At 67.6% G+C, this 21,608-nt stretch carries 14 protein-coding genes; 4 read left to right on the forward strand and 10 right to left on the reverse strand.

Going from position 1 to position 21,608, the window contains the following annotated elements; all coding sequences use genetic code 11:
* Nucleotides 1-15: 15 nt before the first annotated feature.
* The gene (locus AC1DX2_RS06525) at nt 16-3,753 is read left to right on the forward strand and encodes an ATP-binding cassette domain-containing protein (RefSeq protein ID WP_477195475.1); all 3,738 of its coding nucleotides are present in this window, start codon (nt 16-18) and stop codon (nt 3,751-3,753) included.
* Between the two features lie 24 nt (nt 3,754-3,777).
* On the opposite strand, the gene AC1DX2_RS06530 is transcribed toward AC1DX2_RS06525, so the two are convergent.
* Nucleotides 3,778-4,152, reverse strand: a complete 375-nt coding sequence (locus tag AC1DX2_RS06530) for a nuclear transport factor 2 family protein (RefSeq protein WP_477195476.1) — start codon at nt 4,150-4,152, stop codon at nt 3,778-3,780.
* A 237-nt stretch (nt 4,153-4,389) separates the two neighbouring features.
* Between AC1DX2_RS06530 and AC1DX2_RS06535 the strand changes: the two genes are divergently transcribed.
* Entirely contained in the window at nt 4,390-5,367 is a 978-nt protein-coding gene (locus AC1DX2_RS06535) for an AraC family transcriptional regulator (RefSeq protein WP_477195477.1), read from the forward strand.
* Here AC1DX2_RS06535 and AC1DX2_RS06540 read toward each other — a convergent pair.
* The 5 genes from AC1DX2_RS06540 to AC1DX2_RS06560 form a co-directional block, all read right to left on the reverse strand.
* Nucleotides 5,364-6,347, reverse strand: coding sequence for a hypothetical protein (locus tag AC1DX2_RS06540; protein ID WP_477195478.1), 984 nt, complete (start codon nt 6,345-6,347; stop codon nt 5,364-5,366). The two genes, AC1DX2_RS06535 and AC1DX2_RS06540, sit on opposite strands and share 4 nt — an antisense overlap.
* A 246-nt stretch (nt 6,348-6,593) precedes the next feature.
* A complete protein-coding gene (locus AC1DX2_RS06545; protein ID WP_477195479.1) occupies nt 6,594-8,432 on the reverse strand; it encodes a TonB family protein in 1,839 nt (612 codons plus the stop codon).
* 108 nt (nt 8,433-8,540) lie between these two features.
* Nucleotides 8,541-9,527 carry an ABC transporter substrate-binding protein gene (locus tag AC1DX2_RS06550; protein ID WP_477195480.1) on the reverse strand — a complete coding sequence of 329 codons (987 nt, stop codon included), beginning with the start codon at nt 9,525-9,527 and terminating at the stop codon, nt 8,541-8,543.
* Nucleotides 9,524-11,875: a PAS domain-containing protein gene (locus tag AC1DX2_RS06555; protein ID WP_477195481.1), complete on the reverse strand. Its 2,352-nt coding sequence runs from the start codon at nt 11,873-11,875 to the stop codon at nt 9,524-9,526. Before AC1DX2_RS06555 ends, AC1DX2_RS06550 begins: the two co-directional genes overlap by 4 nt.
* Before the next feature lie 14 nt (nt 11,876-11,889).
* Entirely contained in the window at nt 11,890-12,927 is a 1,038-nt protein-coding gene (locus AC1DX2_RS06560) for an ABC transporter substrate-binding protein (RefSeq protein ID WP_477195482.1), read from the reverse strand.
* A 187-nt stretch (nt 12,928-13,114) separates the two neighbouring features.
* Here AC1DX2_RS06560 and AC1DX2_RS06565 point away from each other — a divergent pair, with 187 nt between their 5' ends.
* The gene (locus AC1DX2_RS06565; RefSeq protein WP_477195483.1) at nt 13,115-13,708 is read left to right on the forward strand and encodes a DinB family protein; all 594 of its coding nucleotides are present in this window, start codon (nt 13,115-13,117) and stop codon (nt 13,706-13,708) included.
* A 15-nt stretch (nt 13,709-13,723) separates the two neighbouring features.
* Here the strand turns inward: AC1DX2_RS06565 and AC1DX2_RS06570 are convergent, their stop codons facing one another.
* The 4 genes from AC1DX2_RS06570 to AC1DX2_RS06585 all read right to left on the reverse strand — a co-directional run bounded on the left by AC1DX2_RS06570 (nt 13,724) and on the right by AC1DX2_RS06585 (nt 20,281).
* Nucleotides 13,724-16,378, reverse strand: coding sequence for an Ig-like domain-containing protein (locus AC1DX2_RS06570; protein WP_477195484.1), 2,655 nt, complete (start codon nt 16,376-16,378; stop codon nt 13,724-13,726).
* Nucleotides 16,379-16,385: 7 nt separating this feature from the next.
* On the reverse strand, nt 16,386-17,735 hold the full coding sequence (locus AC1DX2_RS06575; protein WP_477195485.1) for a DUF1501 domain-containing protein: 1,350 nt from the start codon (nt 17,733-17,735) through the stop codon (nt 16,386-16,388).
* Nucleotides 17,732-19,414 carry a DUF1800 domain-containing protein gene (locus AC1DX2_RS06580; RefSeq protein WP_477195486.1) on the reverse strand — a complete coding sequence of 561 codons (1,683 nt, stop codon included), beginning with the start codon at nt 19,412-19,414 and terminating at the stop codon, nt 17,732-17,734. Before AC1DX2_RS06580 ends, AC1DX2_RS06575 begins: the two co-directional genes overlap by 4 nt.
* Before the next feature lie 198 nt (nt 19,415-19,612).
* Nucleotides 19,613-20,281 (reverse strand): hypothetical protein, encoded by a 669-nt coding sequence (locus tag AC1DX2_RS06585; protein ID WP_477195487.1) that lies wholly within the window; start codon nt 20,279-20,281, stop codon nt 19,613-19,615.
* A 145-nt stretch (nt 20,282-20,426) separates the two neighbouring features.
* Here AC1DX2_RS06585 and AC1DX2_RS06590 point away from each other — a divergent pair, with 145 nt between their 5' ends.
* A complete protein-coding gene (locus AC1DX2_RS06590; protein ID WP_477195488.1) occupies nt 20,427-21,395 on the forward strand; it encodes a Bug family tripartite tricarboxylate transporter substrate binding protein in 969 nt (322 codons plus the stop codon).
* Nucleotides 21,396-21,608: the final 213 nt, after the last annotated feature.

Raw genomic sequence — 21,608 nt, forward strand, 5'->3', positions numbered from 1 at the left:
GCGATACTCCCTTGAATGTTGCTGAGGTTTCCCGCACTCGCGCTGCGTTCGCTGCGCGATGACTTCCACGCCCACCTGACCCCCGAGTTGCAGCGCCTGGCGCGCGACCCGCAGGCCACGCTGCGGGTGCAGGACATCGCGCCGGCGGTGCAGGCAATGGAAGAGCAGCACGGCCGCGCGCAGCTGAAGCTGGAGACCACCCGCGGGCCCTGGCCCTTCATCGCCAGCCTGGTGCGCACCACGCAGCCGCAGTTCTGGCGCACCCTCATCTACATGGTGGTGGCCACGCTGGCTGCCGCCGCACCGGCGCTGCTGATCGAGCAGGCCATGACGCGCTATGACGCGATACGCGCCGACCCCTGGGCGCCAGGGCATGTGCTGCTGCTGGCACTGTTTCCCATCGTCATCTACCTGAACAACATCTGCTTCCAGCGCTACCTGAAGGCCTTCATGCAGGCCCACGTGCTGCAACGCAGCGCCTTGCTGCAGGCCTTCACGCGCAAGTGGTTCCGGCTGGACCCGCGGGTGCGCCACGAACTGCCACAGGGCAACATCCAGAACCTGATGCAGGTGGACGTGCCCGCCGTGAGCAACGTGGTGGAGCGCGTGGTGGACGGCGTGATGGTGGTGGTGCACATTGGCACCGCCGCCGTGCTGCTGTGGCGCTACCTGGGGTTCACCGCCGCCTTTGGCCTGGGGCTGATGGCCCTGAGCGTGCCGGTGCTGAAGTACATCGTGCGCGAAACCGCCAAAAGGCAAGGCCAACTGCTGGCGGCGCGCGATGCGCGGCTGGACCTGCTGTCGCAAATCCTGTCGGCCGTGAAGGTGATCAAGCTGTCGGGCTGGTCGGACGTGTTCCTGGCCCGTACGCGCGACAAGCGCGCCAGCGAGGTGGAAAAACTGATCGCGGTGATGCTGCTGCAGACCCGTGCCTCGCTGGTGTTCTCGTGCGCCGGGCTGGTGGTGGCCACGGCCACCTATGGCCTGTTCATCCTGCAGGGTGGGGAGTTGCACGCGGCCATGCTGCTGCCCACGCTGCTGATCTTCCAGGGGCTGGAGTTTCCCTTCATGGTGGTCAGCGACGTGGCCGGCGTGCTGGCGCAGACCGGCGTGTCGGCCGAGCGGCTGCTGGGGTTCTTCAACCTGAAGGAGGAGGACAAGCCGCTCACCACGCCGCCAGCCAGCAACAGCGACACGCCGCCTGCGCTGCAAGTGCAAGACCTGTCTTTCCACGGCGCGCACGGCCAGGCCATCTTGAAAGACCTGTCATTCGAACTGGCAGCCGGCCACAGCCTGGCCATCGTCGGCCCCGTGGGCGCAGGCAAGACGGTGCTGCTGCGCCTGCTGCTGGCCGAGTACCAGCCCGATGCCGGCAGCGTGCGCTGGAGCCGCCCACCGCGCTTTGCCTATTGCCCGCAGGAGACCTTCGTCGCCAGCGGCACGCTGCGCGACAACCTGACGCTGTATGCCGAGGGCGTCGACGACAGCCGCGTGCATGACGCGCTGCGCCTGGCCAGCCTGGCTGGCGAGGTGGCGCAGTGGCCGGCCGGGCTGGACACCGAGATCGGCGAGCGCGGGCTGAACCTGTCGGGCGGTCAGAAGCAGCGCCTGTCCCTGGCGCGGGCCGCGCTGCACCAGCCCGATGTGGTGCTGCTGGACGACCCGCTCTCCGCGCTGGACGTGGGCACCGAGCGCCGGGTGGCGGATGACCTGCTGTTCGGCCAGTGGCAGCGCGCGTCACGCATCTGCGCCACGCACCGGCTGGGCAGCCTGCACCGGTTTGACCGCATCCTGTTCCTGGATGCCGACGGCCAGTGGCAGTTCGGCACCTTGGAAGAACTGCGCGCCGGCAATGCCCGCTTCGCCAACTTCATGCGCATCGAGCTGGAAGGCCATGCCGACCACGACGCCGTGCTGCACCAGTTGGGTGCCACCAGTGCGCAGCAGGCCGCCAAGGAAGAAGCGCTGACCGGCCGCGAAACGCAGGCCATAGGCGCGGTGCGCGGCGCCGTGTGGCGCAACATGCTGGTCACGCTGGGCGACAGCACTTGGGCCGGCCACGCGCTGGGCGGCGCGCTGCTGGCCTTTGGCCTGATGCTGCTGGCCAGCGTGCTGCCGCTGGGGCAGCAGTGGCTGATGTCGCGCATGGGCGGCAACGGTGTCGAAGGTGGCAGCCTGCTGACGCCGGCCGTCTTCTTTGCCGCCTTCGCGGCGCTCACCGGGGTGATACTGACCGTCTCCTACATCGCCCAGGCCACCTTCCGCCAGGCCTGCGCGCACGCCGCGCAGCAGGCGCATGACCACATGCTGGCCGGTGTGATGCATTCGCCGCTGCGCTTTTTTGAAACCACGCCGTCAGGGCGGGTGATGAACCGCTTCTCGGCCGACATCCAGGTGCTGGATGTGGAACTGGCCAGCCGGGGTTTCCGCTTCGTGCAGGGCGCCAGCACCGCCACAGCCAGCGCATTGGGCGTGGTGGCTGTGACCTGGATGGCCGCCCTGCCCTTCACGGTGGCCACGTGGGTGGCCGTAAAGGTGGCCCGGCTGTATGGCACGGCGGTGCGCGAGACGGCGCGGCTGGCCTCGCTGACGCGTTCGCCGGTGTTTTCGCTCTTCAACGACTGCCTGCGCGGCCACGCCACGCTGCGCGCCTTTGGCCGCGAGGCGCACATCGCGCACGCGCTGGACGCCGCCAACCACCTGAACCTGAACACCGAACTGCGCCGCTGGGAGCTGGCCTTCTGGCTGTCAGCGCGCCTTATCTTGGTGTCTTGCGGCGTCATGGTGTGCCTGCTGGTGCCACTGGTGTGGGGCGGCAAGGTGGCCTGGCTGCCCGCCATGAGCGCCGGCACGCTGGGCCTGCTGCTGGCGTTGACGTACGGGCTGATGGGCCGCATCGAGCGGCTGTGCCGCGACTACTTCGGCCTGGCCACTGTGATGGTGCCTTGGGAACGCTGCCAGCAATGGGCGGAGCTGCCGGCGGAAGAACCGGGGAATCGACCAAGCGCGCCCACCGCACCAGGCGTCTCGCATCAGACCGTGCAGCAGGCCGTGCCCGCCGACTGGCCCCAGCAAGGCCGCATCGACTTCCAGCAGGCCTGCCTGCGCTACGCGCCCGAACTGCCCGCCATCGTGGAAGACGCCAGCTTCAGCGTGCCCGCACGCAGCCACGTGGCGCTGCTGGGCCGTACCGGCGCCGGCAAATCCACCGTGGTGCTGGCGCTGCTGCGCACGCTACATGTGTCGCAGGGGCGCGTGCTGATCGACGGCGTGGACATCGAGCAGGTGCCGCACACGCGGCTGCGCCAGGCGATCGCTTACGTGCCGCAAGACCCGGTGCTGTTCCTCGGGCCGCTGCGCGATTCGCTGGACGTGACGGGCGAGCACAGCGACGCCGACATCCACGCCGCACTGGGGCGCATCGGCCTGGGCCGCTTCATCGCCAGCCTGCCGCAGGGCCTGGCCACACCGCTGGAAGAAGGTGGCCGCAACATCAGCGCCGGCCAGCGGCAACTGATCTGCCTGGCGCGCGCCATGCTGTCCAGGACCCGCATCATCCTGATGGACGAGGCCACCGCCAGCGTGGACGTGGAAACCGACCAGCTGATACGTGGCGCCATCCAGCAGCAGCTGCGCGGCACCACCATTCTGCTGATCGCCCACCGGCCCAGCTCGCTGGCGCTGTGCGACCAGTGGGTGCGGGTGGAACAGGGCAGGACGGTGGTGGTGGAGCGCGCGCTGGCAACCGCCTAGGCAGGCTGCCGGCGGCGGCTCGCCTCAGGCCGTGGGCAGCGGCAACCCCTGCGAGCGCAGGAAGCTCAGCTTGTCCCAATAGCCTCGCTGGAACACGATCTGCCCTTGCACCACCTGGAAGAAGCCGCAGCCCCGCAAGCCCAGCGGGTCGCGCCACTCCAGCATGGCCCACTGGCCGTCCTCGAACAGGTTTTCCATGATGCACACCATGGTGGCCGAGGCGAAGCCGTCGGCAAACATCTGACGTATCGCCTCACGGCCGGTCACCGGTGACTCGGCCACCTGGTGGTTGACGGCATCGGCCGCGTACAAGGCGGCCAGCGCCTCCACGTCCATGCGGTTGAAGGCATCCAGCCAGGCCAGCACGGTCTGGCGGGGTGTGAGGTGGTCTTGGGGCATGACCCCGATTATGTGGGGTCTCCAACCGCGCCGGCCTGCGCCACGCCCCACGCCACGCCCCCCGCCCGGGGCGGGCGGACACTGTGGCAAATTTTCCGGTGAGTTGGTCAAGGCAAGCGGCCCCGCAGCACCGACAATCTGCGCCCTGAGCCGGCGCTGTGCCGGCGTGGCGAGGCCGCCTGTTCAATTCCTGGCGCCGCCTGTAACATTTGCACAAACCAGGAACGGGCGAACGCTATGGATGCCTTGTCTGAAGTATTGAAAGTCGTTCAGTTGAACGGCGCCGTCTTCTTCAACGCGAAGTTCACCGCGCCCTGGAGCTTCGCGGCGCCGGACGCCGCATCGGGCGCCAGGCAGCTGCGTCTGGGCTCCAGCCGGCTGCTGGTCTACCACTTCCTGGTGGAGGGCGCCTGCACGGTGCAGCTGGAGGGCATGGCGCCGGTGCAGTTGAAGGCCGGTGATGTCATCCTCTTCCCGCAGGGTGATGCCCACACCATGGGCTCGTCGCTGTGGGCGGACCCGGCCTCGCTGCTGAACGTGCAGCAAATGGTGCTTGAGAAGTCCGGCCAGCTTGAAATGGGCGGCGGCGGGGCGTTGACGCATTTCATCTGCGGCTACCTAGCCTGCGATCCCATCCTGTGCCGGCCCGTGCTCGAGGCGCTGCCCCGGGTGGTGGTGGTCAGCACGCGGGGCGGTGGCCAGACCGACTGGCTGGAGAACTGTTTCCTCTACGCGCTGGCTGAGGCCGGTGCCACGGCGCCCGGGGGTGAGGGCGTGCTGGCCAAGCTGTCCGAGGTGCTGGTGGTCGAGGCCCTGCGCCGCTACATCTCGCAGATCACCGACGGGCAGACCGGCTGGTTCGCCGGCCTGCGCGACGGCATCGTGGGCAAGTGCATGGCCCTGATGCACGCCAGGCCCGAGCGGCCCTGGACGCTGGAGGGCCTGGCGCGCGAGGTGGGCACGTCGCGCTCCGTGCTGGCGGAAAGGTTTACCCACTATGTGGGCCAAACCCCCATGCAGTACCTGGCCAAGTGGCGCATGGCGCTGGCCTCCAACCTGGTGCGCCGCAGTTCGCTGAACATGCTGAACATCGCGCTGGAAGTCGGCTACGAAACAGACGCGGCGTTCAGCCGCGCCTTCAAGCGCGAATTCGGCATGCCGCCAGCGGCCTGGCGGCGTGAGCACAACCAGGCCGCGGCGACCGTGCCGGCCTAAGCGGCGACAGCAGCGCCCGGCTGGCACACGGTGGTGGGCACCTGGGGCACCGCATACTGCAGCGGGGCCAGCGCCGTCTTCACCCGCTCGGCCTGCGCGTCGCTGAGGGTGCCAAACAACACCTTCTGGAACTTCGGCTGCATCACCCCCGAGACGATGTACTGCCAGCGGTAGGCCTTGAGTATCAGGTCACTCACCGCAGTGCGCTGCTCGTCCGAATACGGGTGTGCGGCGTTGGCGCAGAAGTAGCGGGCGTCGGCCTTGGCCTGAACCTGCAGGATGCCGTCGACGGCCACCACCAGGTCGATCAGGTCGCCCACGGCCACGTCGCGCTGGTCGGCGCTCAGGCGCGCGTCCTCGCGCAGGAATTCCAGCTCGTCCAGCAGCGCGTGCTGCGATTCTTCCTTCCAGTGAAACAGAAACACATCCTTCCACAGCTCGCACAGATCATCCTGCGGCTGGATGCTGGCGCGGTAGTGGGCCAGCGTGAAGAGCTCGATGTCCAGCGTCAGGGCCAGCACCGCCCAGGTGCTCTTGCCCAGCACCACGGAGGCCACCGCATTGGGCTCAGCCGCCGGCACATAGCCCTTGGGCATGGCCTGGGCCATCATCTCTTCCATGCGACGGAACAGCTCCTGGTGCTTGAGTTCCTCGTCGGTCATGCGGACCAGGGCCTCGAACGCGGCCTGGTCACCCAGCGCGTGCTGGGCGCTGATCTCGGTCACCTTGGCACCGATGAAGCGCTCCACCAGGCCAAAGATGTAGGCATAGCTGCGGCCCTGCACCTGGCTGAGCAGGCGCCGATCGGCGGGCGTGAGGAAATCCAGCTCGTTCACCAGCGACAGGCCGGCTGGCAGGAAGGTGGCGTTGAGGTTGAACCGCCGCCCGCGGATCACGTCCTTGTCGATGTCCCAGCGCACGCGCTTGGAGTTTTCTATCACCCGGGCGTAGGGCGAGTGGGTGGCAACAGATTGAGTCATTTTTAAACATCCCTTCAGTGGTCAAGTGGTCATGAGGTGGCGCGAAGCAGCACTTGACCCGCATCACGCCATGTTGCGCCCGATGCGGATCTGTTCAATCCAGCACGACGGGGCATGGCGTCAATTCTCAAAGAGCGGGCCGGGGGGCGTTGTTCAAGCCAGCCGCATAACTTGTCCCACAGTCCTGTCCGCGCATCGGGCGGGTGGCGTGCGCACCGTGCATGGGACCAGGCCCCGTCGGAGTGATCAGAACAACCGGACCGCCATGTCGAAGTGCCAGGTCCGACGGATCTCGACCACGTCATACTCGCGCAGCAGGCCGGGCGGGAACGCCTCGTAAGGTGCCTGGCTCTGCACGATGCGGCGTATGGCGTCGTCCAGTGCGGCCACACCGCTGGAGCGGACGAAGACCACCGACTCCACCGACCCATCGCTGCGAACGGCCACGGTGACGATGGGATCGGTGTGCGGCTGCTTGGCTGCTTCGCGCGCCATGTCGAACGTCATGTTCAGCTGGATCTTGCGGGCCCAGGCTTCGGCGTACAGGATGAGGTCGGCATTGGGGTCGGTGTGGCCGAAAAGCCGGGCGCGACGCACACCGCTGGCTTGGGGTGAGCGGCGCGCGGCCGCGTCGCGCCGGTCGGCCTCTTCGTTCAGCTGCCGGCCTATGGCCTGAAGCCTGGCTTCGCGCTTTTCTTCGTCGGTGGGTGCTGCTGCCTTGCGGGCGGCTTCTTGCCGTGCTGTCTCCTGCCGTGCAGCTTCCTGGCGCGAAGCCTCTTGTCGTGCTGCTTCTTGACGCGCCGCCTCCTGGCGCGCCGTCTCTTGCCGCGAGGCGTCTTGTCGCGCGGCTTCTTGCCGTACCGCTTCCTGCCGTGCTGCTTCCTGCCGTGCTGCTTCCTGCCGTGCTGCTTCTTGTCGCGCCGCCTCCTGCTTAGCGGCGGCCTGACGGGCGGCCTCCTGTCGCGCAGCCTCTTGCCGTGCGGCTTCTTGCCTGGCCGCCTCTTGCCGCGCTGCCTCTTGCTTGGCCGCAGCCTGACGGGCAACTTCCTGTCGTGCGGCCTCTTGCCGTGCCGCTTCCTGCTTGGCGGCGGCCTGACGGGCCGCTTCCTGTCGCGCGGCTTCCTGCCGCGCCGCAGCCTGGCGCTCAGACTCCAGCCGCACGGTCTCAGCCTGGGCCACCTGCTGACGCGTTGCTTCCTGTCGTGCCGCTTCCTGTCGTGCCGTTTCCTGCCGGGCGGTCTCGGCCCGCGCCGCTTCTTGCTGCACCGCCGCCTGCTGGGCCGCCGCCTGTTGCGCGGCCTCCTGGCGCTCGGCCTCCAGCTGCTGGGCCTGCCGCTGTTGCGCTTCCTCTCTGGCGCGGTTGCGCCTGGCAAGCTCCTGGGCGCGTTCCTGTGCAGTGTCGTCGGCCACAGGCTGCGGCGGCTCTGCGGCCTGCGGGCTCGAGGCGCTTGGCGCTGCCGCTACGGCGGTTGCGGAGGCCGGCGGCGTGGCGGGCACGGCCCAGGTCGACCGATCCACCTGCGCCAAGGCCATCACCTCCGCAGTCGGCGCGGGGGGAGGCGTCTTGTCATCAGGCTGTTCGGCGCCCAAAGGGGGCGCGGCGGGGCGCACCGGGGTGACGGGTGTGGCGCGGGCGACAGGGAGAGCCTGTGGGGCCACTGCCGCGGCAAGGTTCGCAGCGGCGGCAGGGCTTGTTTTCGCAGGCACCTCTTCGGATGACTCGGCTGGCGGCAAGATCGCTGCGACGAATTCTCCCGGGGTTGAAACAGGGGTCTCCCAGGAGGAGGGCTCGGCCCCACCGACCGCTGCCGGCTGTTCCTTGGCGACCTCTGCCACCTGGACAGAGGCAGGTCCAGGGCCAGGGACCGGGACCGGCACCGGCACCGACGTCGGCGCTGGCGCGGGTACGGGATCGAGCACGACGCGCAGGTCAGCCGCCTCCACCCGCCTGTCCTGCCTCAGGAAGTCGAAGCTCGGCAGCCCCAAGCCCTGGCCGGCCAAGGTCAGGCTCAGCAGCAGCCCATGGACCACCAGCGAGACCAGCAACCCAAGCGCCAGACGCCTGTCTTCAGCGCCCGTGCTCAATGGCGCTCCACCTGACCTGCAGGCATCCCGGGATTTTTGTAAACCGCATGCGGCCTATTTTGTCTCATTCACCGCAACGCACCGGTGGCGGATGCGGGCGGCAAGCCGCTACTTGACCAAGTCCACCGACTTGGGCGACACCTCGCGCAGCAACGCCGGCTCCACCAGTTGCAGCGGATTGGGCGGCGCACTGCCTTGCTTCACCAGTCCGGACTGCGACACCCAGCGGATCTGGCTGCTCAGCGTGCTGGCCAGCGACTGGTCCAGACGCAGGCGGAAATCATGTTCCTTCATCTGCGCCTGGGCGGTGGGCAGGTCTGTGATCATGCGGTTGGCCAATATCTGGGCCGCCTCTGCCGGCTCGTCGCGTATGAACTGCTGCGCACGCAGCAGGGCCTGAAGCATTTTGGAGAGCTCGGACCGGCGGTTCTTGGTGGCCCCCTGGCTGGTGATCAGGTTGAAGTGCTGGGTGTAGATGCGCGGGTTGGGCAGCATGAGGCCATCGCTGCCCAGCACCAGCAGTGCGTTGCTGGCCAAGGGCTCCCAGATGGCAATGGCGTTCACCTCGCGCCGCTGCAAGGCGCCGGGCAGGGCATCGGGTGCCAGGGGCACCAGGGTCACGGCGCTGGGGTCGATGGCCTGGAAGACCAGCCAGCTGTCCAGAAAATAGTGGGCCGAGGTGCCGGGCGCCGTTCCCACACGCTTGCCGCGCAGTTGCTGCGGGTCTTCCAGGCCAGCGCTGCGCCGGCCCACCAGCTTGATCTGATGCGACGAGGTGCTGATGGTGGCGATCACCAGAAGGTCCGAGCGGGTGAAGCCACTCAAGGCCGTCAGCACATCGGCGGCGGTGGCCACATCGGCGTTGCCACCAGCCAGCAAAGCCATGCAGTTGCGCCCGCTGCTGCAGTCCTGGATGACCACGTCCGCCGACTCGCGCTGAAAATAGCCCTTGGCCTGGGCGACATAGAACGCCAGCGATACCGGCCCCTTGGAGACCGCCAGCCTCAGCGGCTGAGATTGCGCTGCCGCCGCAGTGAACAGCAACAGCGCCAGCAGCGCGCGCGCGACGTGAGTGCGTGGTAAGAAAAGGTTCATGCCAGGTGAAAGGTGTTGCGGCCAGCGCGCTTGGCCTCGTACAGCGCCGCGTCGGCCCGGCCCAGCAGCTCGGCCGCGGAAACGGCCGCGGCGCCCGGCTCCACGTAGGCGATGCCCACGCTGGTGGTGGCCAGCAGCGTCTGGCCGTCCAGGTCCATGGGCAGGGACACGGCATTCACGATCTTGCGCGCCACGGCGGACGCCTCGTCGCGGCCATGCAGCCCCTCCAGCACCACCACGAACTCGTCGCCCGCCAGCCGTGCCACCCGGTCGACCTGGCGCACGCTGCCACGCACACGCTTGGCGAACTCCTTCAGCACGATGTCGCCGGCCGCGTGGCCCAGCGTGTCGTTGATGGACTTGAAGCGGTCCACGTCCAGGAACATCAGCGCCAAGGCGCCGCCGTTGCGCCGGGTGCGCTCCAGCGTCTCGGCCATGCGCTCATTGAACTGCAGGCGGTTGGGCAGCCCGGTCAAGGTGTCCACCCGGGCCATGGCCATCAGCTGGCGCTCGTAGGATTTGATGGCCGAGATGTCCGAGCTCAGCGCATAAAAGCCCTGCACCGCGCCATCGGCGTCGAAATCGGGGATGAACACGGTGCTCAAGGACCGGGGCTCACTGCCTTCGCGACCAGCGGGCAGCTCGCTCTCGAACTCCACCCGCTCACCGGCCAGGGCCCGGGCGATGTAGGTCTTCCTGGCCTCAAACAGCGCCGGCCCGATGAAGTCGCTGACGTGCTGGCCCAGCTTGGAGCTGAGATCGGCGCCCATCCAGGCCCCGTAAGTGGCATTGGCAAACTCCACTTGCAGCCCCTTGTCGAAATAACCGATCAGCACCGGCAGGTTGTCGGTGATCTGGCGCAGCCGCTCCTCGCTGCGCTTGCGGGCCACCTCGGCCCGGCGCACGCGGGTGACGTCGAACGACATCAGGAAGAAACCCTGCACCTGGCCCTGGGCGCCGCGGTCGGGCACCAGGTGGGCCTGGAAGTACACGTCCTTGCCGTCGCGCTGCACCCGCCCCTCGAAACCGCAGGCCTCGCCCTGCAGCACGCGGCGCACGAACGGCTCGTGCAGCGCGTAGTTTTCGTCGCCCAGGCCGCTGTGCAGCGTGTGCCGGCGGGCGTCCTCAGGGGCGATGTCGCGCAGCTTCAGGATGGTCTCGTTGGCGAACAGGCAGCGTTCTTGGGCGTCGAAGTGCCCAACCAGCGCGGGGATATTGTTGGTGATGGCGCGCAGGCGCTGCTCGCTCTGCTCGCGCAGCAGCTCGCCTTGCCTGCGGTCGGTGATGTCCAGCGCCATGGCGAAAATGCCGCTGACACTGCCATCTTCGGCCAGGTCGGGGATGTAGTCGGTCAACAGACAGCGTTCGCGCCCGCCGATCTCGCTGACGCGCTCGAAGCGCTGGCGCTCGCCAGCCAGCGCCGCTTCCAGCCGCTGCTGCAGCGGTGCATAGGCTGCTGGGCCCAGGGCCTCGGCCACCGTGCGGCCCTGCAGGGCGGCAGGGTCCAGCCCGAACATGCGGTGGAACTGGTCGTTGACGAACTGGTAACGCCCCTCGCGGTCGATGTAGGCGATCAGCGTGGGCAGGTTATCGGCCATCATGCGCAGGCGCTTCTCGGACTGCTGCAGTTGCTGGCTGCTGCGCGCCAGGCTGAGCGTCATCTGGTCGAAGCGGCGCTTGAGGTCACCCATCTCATCCTGTTTGGTGCTGTGCAGCAGCGGCGGCAATTCACCCCGGCTGATGGCCACCGTGGCTTCGTCCAAACGCTGCAGCGGCCCCAGCACGCGCTTGAAGACCAGCACCACGAGCAACAACAGCAGCAGCAACATGCCCGTCACCGTAGCAAAGGCATACACCTGGAAACGCTCGTCGGCCAGCTGGCGCGCCTGCGACGTGTCCTGGTACCACTGGTAGGCATAGTCGCTCATGGCCTGGGTGCTGGTCAGCAACTGGTCCAGCAGCACCTCCTTGCGGCGCAGGCTGAACGCCGAGCCATCGGTGGGCACCTTTTCCAACGCGCTGAACAGCTCGGGCAACGCACTGCTGACGCTGCGCAACTCGTTGAGCACCGAGGGGGCGTCCGGTGCCGTGGCCCCCTGGCTGAGCACGCCGGCAATGGCCGCATGGCGCCGGCGCCACTGCTCGGCAGCGCGCGGCTCGGCGTGGCGGGCGTAGTCTTGCGTCAGCACCAGCAGGCCGGAGACCTCATGCGCCATCACCTGCGCTTGCGTGCGCACGGCGTTGGTGCGCAACTCTTCACGGCCTGCCTGCACCACGGCCACCACGGCTCCCAGACCCAGGGCCGCAGAGGCCATGGTGGCAGCCAGCAGGAGGGTGCGTATGCGCATGCTTGTTCAGTCCGTCAACGCGCCACCGTCACCGCGTCCGGCTTCACGCTCCTGAGCGGCGCCGGGTACAGCAACTGCAGGAAGTTGGGCTTCACGCCCCCTTGCACATGGCCTTCGCGGGTGGCCCAGCGCGCCTCGCCTTCCATGGTGGCGATCAGCGACTGGTCCAGCCCCAGGCGGTAGCTCAGTCCCGGCCACACGTTGTCGACAAAGCCGGCGTCCAGCGCCAGCCGGCGCGACAACAGGCCCTTGGCTTCGGCCGGCTGCTCGAGGATGAAGCGCTCGGCCCGCTGCAGCGCGCGCAGCACCTTGGCCAGCTCGGCGTCACGCGTTCCGGTGAGCTTGCGGTGCGCCACCAGGTTGAAGGTCTGGATGTAGGCGCTGCCGCCGGGCAGCACATGGCCGGCCGGGCCCAGCGCCTTCTGCGCCAGATGGGCGTAGGGCTGCCAGATGGACACCGCGTCCACCTTGCCCGACTGCAGCGCCGCCGTCATGTCCTCGGGCTGCATGGCCACGAGCGTGAGGCTGTGCGAGTCCACCCCTTCCTTCAGCAGGAACAGCTCCAGGAAGTATTGCCCGGCCGTGCCCATCACCACGCCGATGCGCTTGCCCTTCAGGTCGGCGCTGGCCTTGATGGCAGCACGCGCGTGGGTGACGAGCTTCACATCGTCATGCGCCTTGACGAAGGTGCAAAGCACGGTGAAATTCGCGTTGCTGAAGCTGTTGACCACAATCGGCAGGTCGCCGCTGGTCGCCAGGTCGGCCTGGCCGTCCAGCACCTGGCGCAGGCAGCGGTGGCCGCCCACGCACTCGGTCAGCTGCACGTCCAGGCCCTCGGCCTTGAAGTAGCCGTTTTCCTGCGCCACGAACAGCGGCAGCGACAGAGGGGTGCGCGACACCGCCACCACCAGGGGGGCGGCCCCGGCGGCAGGCACCCCGGCCAGCAGCGCTGCCAGCACGGCCCAGCACGCGGCATGCGTCACCACCAGGCGGCGGCAAGAAACCAGGGGGTAGCAGAACTGTCGTGCTTGATCCATCAGGCGTTGAAGCATCGGCTGTCTCCCCGTTGCCTCTGCGGGGCCGCGCGCGCAGGGGTTTTTTGGATAGTCCGCCAAGTATGCCTTGGGGTGCGTACGCGCGCCAAGGGGGTAAGCCATGAAAAGTGAAACCCGGTTGTTACGTCATCGCGGGCAAGAAGGGGCACAATCGACGGCCACTGCGCCCCACCCGCCCCACACCATGAGCACGACCCGCAACCCCCTCGCCCACCATTTCCACACCATGGCCTGCAACAACCTGTGGGCCAACCACCGGTTGATCAGCGCCTGCGCTCAGCTCAGCCAGGCCGATTTCGAGGCCACGCGCACCAGCTTCTTCCCCAGCCTGAAGGCGACGCTGAACCACAACCTGACGGTGGACTGGTTCTACATGGACGCGCTGGAACGCGAGCTGCGCGACGACCCACCCCACCCSGCCCCGCGCAATTTTTTCCAGGACCGCGAGCCCTGCGCCAGTGCCGCCGTGCTGTACGAGGCGCAGCGCGCGGTGGACGCCCGGCTGCTGGCCTATTGCGACGCACTGGTGGATGCGGACATGGAACGCCTGGTGGTGATCAACCGGGGGCCCGACCGTACGCAGCGCGACACCCGCACCCGGCTGCTGGCGCATGTGTTCCAGCACCAGATCCACCACCGCGGCCAGGCGCATGCCATGCTGGCGGGCACGGCGGTGAAGCCGCCGCAGCTGGACGATTTTTTCTGCGCGCTGGACGCGCCACTGCGCGCCGATGACCTGGCCACGCTGGGGCTGACGGAACAAGCCGTGTTCGGCTAGAAGGCAGCAGCCGCGCTAGACGAACTCCAGCCCGCTCTGCGCATACCCCGTCAACTGCACATGCTGCTGGTTGACGCTGGAGGCGGCCATGCTGGCCATCCAGGCGGCTTGCGTGGTGGTGCCGGCATTCAGCGGCGCCACCAGCGCGGCCAGCGTGGCGGCGTCGGGCGCACTGCCGTTGACGTTGTTGTAGATGAACTTGACGAAGCTGGCGTTGTCCGCGCTGCCGGCAAAGGCCGCCACCAGGCCGAAGCTGATCAGCAGGTTGGCACCGTCCTGCAGCGAGGCGCCGCTGTCGAAGTATTTGAGGAACAGGCCCGCATAGCCCTTGTCTTGCACGAAGCCGGGGCCCAGCAGCGTGGCCATCATCAGCACCGCCTTGCCGCCGGCCTGTGACACGCCCAAATCCAGCGCCAGGCCCTCGTCGCTGAACTGCAGGCGCTCGATGTTGGTCAGCCTGTCCACGCCGTCGTTGGGGCTGGCGCTGCGATTGTCGGTCAGCGTGCTGGCGGCGGCGGTGGAGCTGCCGGCCGCCAGCTTGTAGTCGCTGAACTTGCCGGTGTAGACGGCTGTATCGGTGCCATCGCCGCCGTCCAGTGTGTCGTTGCCGGCGGCGCCGGTGAGCTTGTCGTTGCCGTCACCACCGGTCAGGCTGTCGGCATTGGCGGTGCCGGCCAGCGTCAGCGGTGTCGGCGCCTGTTGCTGCACCACCGCCTGCACCTTGACGAAGCCCATGTAGCTATTGAACCCGCCCTTGGCATCGCTCAACGTGTAGCTGAAACTGTCGGCCCCCACATAGCCCGCAGTGGCCTGGTAGCTGTAGCTGCCGTTGGCGGCCAGCGTCAGCGTGCCGTGGGCCGGCGCGGTGATGAGCTTGTAGGTCACCAGGCTGCGCGCCTCGTCACTGGGGTCTGGCAAGTTGCCGCTGGTCTGGGTGTTCTGGTCCAGCGCGATGTTGGCGTCGGCACCCAGCGCGCTGCTGCCCAGCGTCAGCGTGGTGGCACCGAAGGCCAATTTCTCGATGTTGATCAGCGTGTCATAACCACCGCTGCCGTCGCGCGCCGCCACGTACACCTTGCCATAACTGGTGGTGATGAAGTAGTCGCCCCGGACACCGGCAAACACCGCCGTGTCGGTGCCGGCGCCGCCGTCCAGCCAGTCGTTGCCCAGGCGGCCTTCGAGCCGGTTGTCGGTGGCGCTGCCCAGCAGCACATCGTCAAAATTGGAACCGGCGGCGTTCTCGATCTGGCTGCCAACGGCAATGGCCAGGTTGCTGACACCCGCGATGCCGGCAGCGGTGACGCCCACGCTGCTGCGGTGGCCGACGGTCAGGTCTATGGAGACGCCTACCTTGGAGTCCTGCGCGTCGATGGTGTCGGTGCCGCCATCGTCGACGATGCTGCGCTCGGCCTGGGCGTCTGCGCCGCCCACGCGGTAGGTGCTGTCGCCGCTGTTGATGCCCTTGCTGCCATACAGGTAGCGCAACGCAGCCACATCCATCGGGCCCCAGTCGGCGCGAAACAGGCCGTCACCGGAGGCGGTTTCGGACATCACGGTGAAGGCGGTCACATCGTCCTGCGCGCGCCACTGCTGGGCCCAGGCGTCACCGGCGTCCACATTGCGGGGGTGGCGCAGGCCCAGGGCGTGGCCGATCTCGTGCAGCAGTGCGGCATAGCCCTCGCTGCCGGGGGCGAGGGCCAGCATGGATTCGACGTCCATCCACACGTCACCGGCATTGGTGTTGCTGCTCGACACATCGGGCAGGTAGGCAACCCCCTTGGTGGCCGCCTGCTGGCTGACGCCAAAGCGCATCTGGCTGCCGGCGGCGCCGCTGTCCGCCACCTCCGTGAATGTGATGTTGGCAAGCGCGCTGACGCTGGTCAGGATGTCGCGCACCGCCTGCTTCTCAGCATCGGTGAAAGCGCGAAAGCCAGTGGCGCCCGGGCCGCTGCTGGGTGCGGTGGTGACAAAGCTGAACGTCAACTTGGCGGTTGTGCCCAATGCCGCGCCAGCGTTCCAGCGCTGCGCATCAGCACCCACCAGGCCTTTTTGCGCCATGTCCAGCGGGCTGATGAAATCCGACAGGTTCATCCAGTCCAGCGGCCAATCGAGCTTGAAGCGCTCCACATCGGTCAGGGTGAGCTGAAAGTTGCTGGCCTTGGGAGAGGTGATGACGGCGCTGCGCCCGTCAATGGAGACGGTGATGTTGATATCGGACAGCGAGCTGGCCGGCCCGTTGCCCAGCCAGGGCAACACCACCGAGTCGATGCCACCCCGGCCGTCCACCACGTCCTTGCCGCCGCCGGGGGAGAACTGGTTGTCCTTGTCGTTGCCGTACAGCGTGTCGTTGAAGCCGCCGGAGTTGACGTCGTCCACGTTGACCAGCGTGTCCTTGGTGCCCCAGCCGTCCAGCGCATAGCCGTCGCGCAGGTCTACGGTGACGCCGGCCGGTGCGTCCCAGTAGGCCACCGACACCTTTTGCCACCAGTTGGTGGTGTCCGCCTTGGTGATGGTGTCGTTGCCCGCGCCGCCGACCACCTGTCCATTGATGAGGGTGATGAGGTCGTCTCCGGCCAGGGCGCGGTAGTCGATGTAGTCGTTGGGTGAGCTGGTCTGGCGCTGGTCGAAGATGTCGACCTTGTCGGTGCCGTTGACTTGGGGTGCGGTCATGCGGGGCTCAGGCCTTCATGAAACCCAGGTTCTTCACCTGGAAGTTGGCCAGATTGGGGAACACGCTGGCGCGCGCTGCGGCCGGCAGGCCCAGCCACTGCATCACCGTGGCGCCCACCTGGTCGGTGGCGGTGGTGGGCACAAAGCGACCGCCCCGGCCTTCGTCGGAGTCATCCGGCCCGCCCAGCACCAGCGAGGGGAACTGCCCCAGCACCTGGCCGCCGGCCACCGCACCGCCCAGCGCGAACCAGTGGTTGCCCCAGGCGTGGTCAGAGCCGGCGCCGGAGGCCGGGCGCAGTGTGCGGCCGAAGTCGCTCATCATCAACGTCGTCACGTCCAGGTCCAGGCCCGCGGCCTGGTTGGCTTGGTCGAAGGCAGCCACTGCTTTGGCCAACACGTCGAGCTGGGCGTCCTGCGTGGTCGCGGAGTTGCCGCGCTGGCCGTAGTGGGTGTCGAACTGGCCCCAGTTGACCAGGAAGATCTGACGCCGGTAGCCCATGCTCTTGAACACCGGCAGCACCGAGGCCAGTGCGCTCAGGTTCTGGGCCAGGTAGTCGCTGCCGAAGTTGGCCTGCGGCGGCTTGGCCGCCAGGAAGGCCTGGGTCAGGATGGTGGCCTCGGCCACGCTGCCGCCAAAGCTGCGGCTGTACTCAGCCTGGTAGTCGTTGGCGAACTGCCATTGCGCCATGTTGTTCAGCGTCTGCGCCCAGTAGTCCTGCGGGCGCGCCAGATCGGCCCGGCCCCAGTTGCGGGCGCCGTTGTTGCTCATGAACGATACGCGCGAACTGCGCCCCAGCACCAGCGTGCGGTTGTTGTCCATGGTGACAGCGTTGAGCGAGTTGACCAGCGTGCTGGGCATCAGCTCCAGCGCACGGCCGGCCCAGCCGCTGCCGTCGGCGTCGCCGCCCCAACCCTGCTGCATGGCCTGCTGGTCGCTGTGCGACAGCAGAAAGGGCGGCACCGCCACCGCGCGGTCCATCACCTGGCGCGCAGTGGCCGGCACCACCAGCGGGCCGGTGTTGGCGATCCAGGCCAGGCGCTGCTGGTTGTACAGCTTGGCCAGCGGCGCAAACGCCGGGTGCACGCCAAAGCTGTGGCCGGCGCTGCTGCCATTCAGGGCCGACAGCGATTCCCGGGGCAGGGCCAGGATGGGCCGGGCGGCGGCATAGTCGTTGTAGGCGGCGTCCGTGGGCACCAGGGTGTTGTTGCCGTCGTTGCCACCGTTCAGGAACAGGCACACCAGCGCCTTGTAGTCGCCGCCGGTGGCGGCGCTGGAAGGCGCCAGCGAGCCCAGCATGCCCAGCCCACCCAATGCGGTGAGGGCACCACCGGCCCCCAGAAAGCTTCTGCGCTTCATAGCTGTACCCCGTAGTAAGGGCTGGTCAGCGCAAACTGCAACAGCACCAAGGCACCCTCGTCCGGCGTGCTCCAGCTTTGCTGGCCGGTGGCCAGGCCCATCAGGAAATTGCGCAGCGTGACCGGCATGGCGCCACGGAACCAGCGCGTGCTGACCAAGTCGATGAAAGCCTGGGGCGACTGGGCGAAGGCCTTGCCCAGCGCGGCGACGTCGCAGCCGGAGTTGGCGTAGTTGCTGGCCGCCATGGGGTTGTCGCTGTTGGTGAACACCCAGTTCAGGTTGCCCAAGCGGTTGGTCAGCTCCTGGGTGTTGAGCAGCTTCTGCTCCGGCGCCAGCAGGTTGCTGCCAGGCGCGCGGTCTGTGGCCTGGTAGAAGGAGAACACGCTGGGTGGTTGGTCGGGGTTCTGGCTGGGCGGCATGTTCAGGTACACGTTGCCGTCATTGCCCCGGCCGTAGATGGGCTGCTTGCAGCCCATGCCGCGCATCACCCCGGTGAACCATTGGATGGGCTCGCGGATCTTGCCGATGCGGGCGGTGTCCGCGCCGGGCTGGTCGCCGCGGCGCGCCTCGGCATCCATCAGCACCGCGCGCAACACCGCCTTCATGTCGCCGGCCACGCCTTGGCCGTTGTTGCGGAACACTGCCGCCACGCGGGCGATGTACTCCGGTGTGGGGTTGCTGGTGACCAGGTGCTGGATCAGCCGCAGGCTGACAAAGGGCGCGGTGTTGGGGTGCTTCATCAGCAGCGCGATCACCGCCTCCAGTTCCTGTGCGGCGTCCAGGCCGGCGGGAATGACGGTGCCCATGACCGTCTTGGCACCCCGGTCATGCAACGCCGGGTTTTGCTCGGGCACCATGGGGTAGGCGAAGTTTTCCCAGTTGGAATCGGGCAACGGCGTGGCGCTGGGCGTGTGCGTCCAGCCGGTGAGCGCGCGGGCCAGCTCCTCGACGTCCTTTTGCGCGTAGGTTTCCTTGGCCTTGCCCTGGGCGTCGCGCGCGGTGGAGCCATCCAGGTTGAGCTGCACCACGCCGACGGTGAACAGCTGCATCAGCTCGCGCGCGTAGTTCTCGTTGGGGGCGCACCACGAGCATTCCGGTGACGGCGGGCGGTTCAGCTCGTTGTTCAGGTAGAAACCCATCATCGGGTGGATGGTGACGGCGCGCAGCAGGTCTGCGTAGTTGCCAAACGCCTGGCCGATCAGCATGTTGTAGTACGACAGCCGGCCATAGCCCTGCCCCTGGGCCGTGGGGATGTACGAGAACAACGCCCAGGCCACGCGCTGGCGCAGCTGGTCGGGTGCGGTGAAAGCGCGGCGGAAGAACTCTTCGCTGACGTACATGTTGCCGCGGATCGAGGCGGCCAGGTTGTTGATGTCATAGTTGATGACATAGCTGGGCGCGTCGCTGATCGTGGGCGGCAGCGCGAACTGCGCGGCGATCCAGGCGTCCAACCCCTTGGCGGACAACTCGGCCACCAGTGCCGGCGTGGCGCCAAAGCTCACCTGGTCGGCCGCGCGCGAGGCGGCATAGAAGCTCATGGGGCTGACCACCACCGGCTTGACCTGGCCGGCCGAGCCCGACGGCATGTCACCGTTGTTCACCCCGGGGCCGCAGCCCGCCAACAGCAAGGCCACCGCCCCGGCGCGCAGACCAGCGCCCGCCCAACGCCCAGCACCCATGTTCGAACCCCTTTTTTTGGCCAGCCACAGGGACAGCCACACTCTTCTTGTTGCTAACTTTTCAGGAGCGACCGGATGCGATACCCGACCCGTCTGACCCTGCGGGGCAGCCTAACACAGCACTTTTGAAATGTAAACGGCGCGTTAACGCCTGCGGGGCGCGCCCTGCCCAGGCTTGGGCAGCAGCTGTTGGACCAGCTACAGAAACACCAAGCCGTGCTGCTGCAGCCCCACCAGGTTGACCTGCGTCTGGTTGGCGCTGGACAGCGTCAGGTTGTACAGGAAGTCGCCCGTGGGCGCGGTGCCCAGCGAGGTAACGGCGGCAGCCAACTCGGCCGGCGTCGGCGCATGGCCGTTGGCGGTGGTCAGCAGGTAAGTGGCGATCTGCTGGTTGCTGGTGCCGCCGGCCAAGGCTTGCCAGATGGGCAAGGTCATCACGAAGGCAGTCAGGTCATGCAGCGTCAGCCCGGCGCCGAACAACTGCAGGAAGGCCCCCACCAGCACCGGCTGGGTGGTGGGCGCGCTCTTGCCCAGCACGGCCCCCAGCAGGAGCGCGGTCTGGCCGGCGGCTTGCGTGGTGGCGAGGTCCAGCGCCAGGTTGCCGTCGGAAAACGCCAGCCGCTCCACATTCTTCAGCGTGGTCTGGTCCTTGATGGCGCTGGCCCCGGAAATGGTGTCCACATAGTAGGTGCCAAACAGGTTCAGCACCTCAAACTTGGCCATGGGGGCCTCGACATACACGGTGTCCACGCCGGCACCGCCGTCGACGACGTCAAAGCCGCCCAGCGGCCAGACGTTGTCGTTCTGCGCCGTGCCGGTGATGGTTTCGGCAAAGCCGCTGCCGTATTTGCCCGTGATGTTAGCCATGCAGGCATGTTAGCGGCTTTGGCCTCAGGGTAGCCACTATGACACCCGGTCTTACAACGGTTTACATTCAAGGCGGTTTCCCGGGCCCCCGCTTCCAACCTGAAGTGCCGGCTGACCTCCCTCACACCCCAACGGAGACAACCCGATGAAACTGCTCAAACCCCTGTGTGCACTGGCCGCCGGCCTGTGCCTGGCCGGCGCGGCGCACGCAGCCTGGCCGACCGACAAGACGGTCACCCTGCTGGTGCCCTTCCCGCCCGGTGGCTCCACCGACCTGATCGCGCGCACGCTGTCGGCGCCGCTACACGACAAGCTGGGCGGCAGCTTCGTGGTGGACAACAAGGCCGGTGCCACCGGCACCATAGGCGCAGCCCAGGTGGCGCGTTCCGCGCCGGATGGCTACACCATCCTGGTGTCGTCGCTCGGTCCTTATGTGATCGCCCCGCACCTGATCAAGGCCACCGCCTACAACGCGCTGACCGACTTTGACTACATCACGGTGGCGGTGCAGGCCCCCAACGTGCTGGTAGTGCCCACCGCCTCCAAGCACCAGAGCCTGAAGGACGTCATCGCCTACCTGAAGGCCAACCCGGGCAAGATGAGCTTTGCATCCAGCGGCAACGGCAGCAGCGACCACCTGACGGCCGAGCTGTTCTGGCAGCAGACCAGCACCAGCGGCCTGCACATCCCCTACAAGGGCGGCGGCCCGGTGATGACGGACCTGCTGGGCAACCAGGTGGAGTCTTCCTTCATGAACATCAACACCGCCATGCCGCAGATCACGGCCGGCAAGCTGCGCGCGCTGGCCATCACCAGCGCCAAACGCTCGCCGCTGCTGCCCAATGTGCCAACGCTGGAAGAAAACGGCATCAAGGAGGCCAATGTGCAGTCCTGGCAGGCCGTGGCCGCGCCCAAGGGCCTGCCGGCCCCTATCAAGGCCAAGCTGCACGAGACCATCGTGGCGACGCTGAACGACCCCGCCGTCAAAGCCAAGCTGCTGGAGCTGGGCTTCGAGATCGTGGGCAACACGCCCGAGCAGTTCACGGCCTTCCAGGCGGCTGAATTTGCGCGCTGGAAGAAGCTGATCGAGAGTCGCAAGATCAGCGCGGATTAAGGCCTTTCGTTCGTGCATGGTTTGCGGGGATCAGGCCGCGGCGGCGCTCAGCGCCGCGGCTGTCCCCCGGGCCTTCGGCCCTCCTCCTTGATGCCGCTGCGCTGAACGCCACCACGACCTGATCCGGCGTTGTGCCTTGTTTCGTCGACGCCTGCTTGCCTATCGGTTGAATCTGGTAGCGTCCGGAATTTCGGCGCAACGCATGCCCACGGC

The organism is Hylemonella sp. P2_B10, from assembly GCF_056404875.1.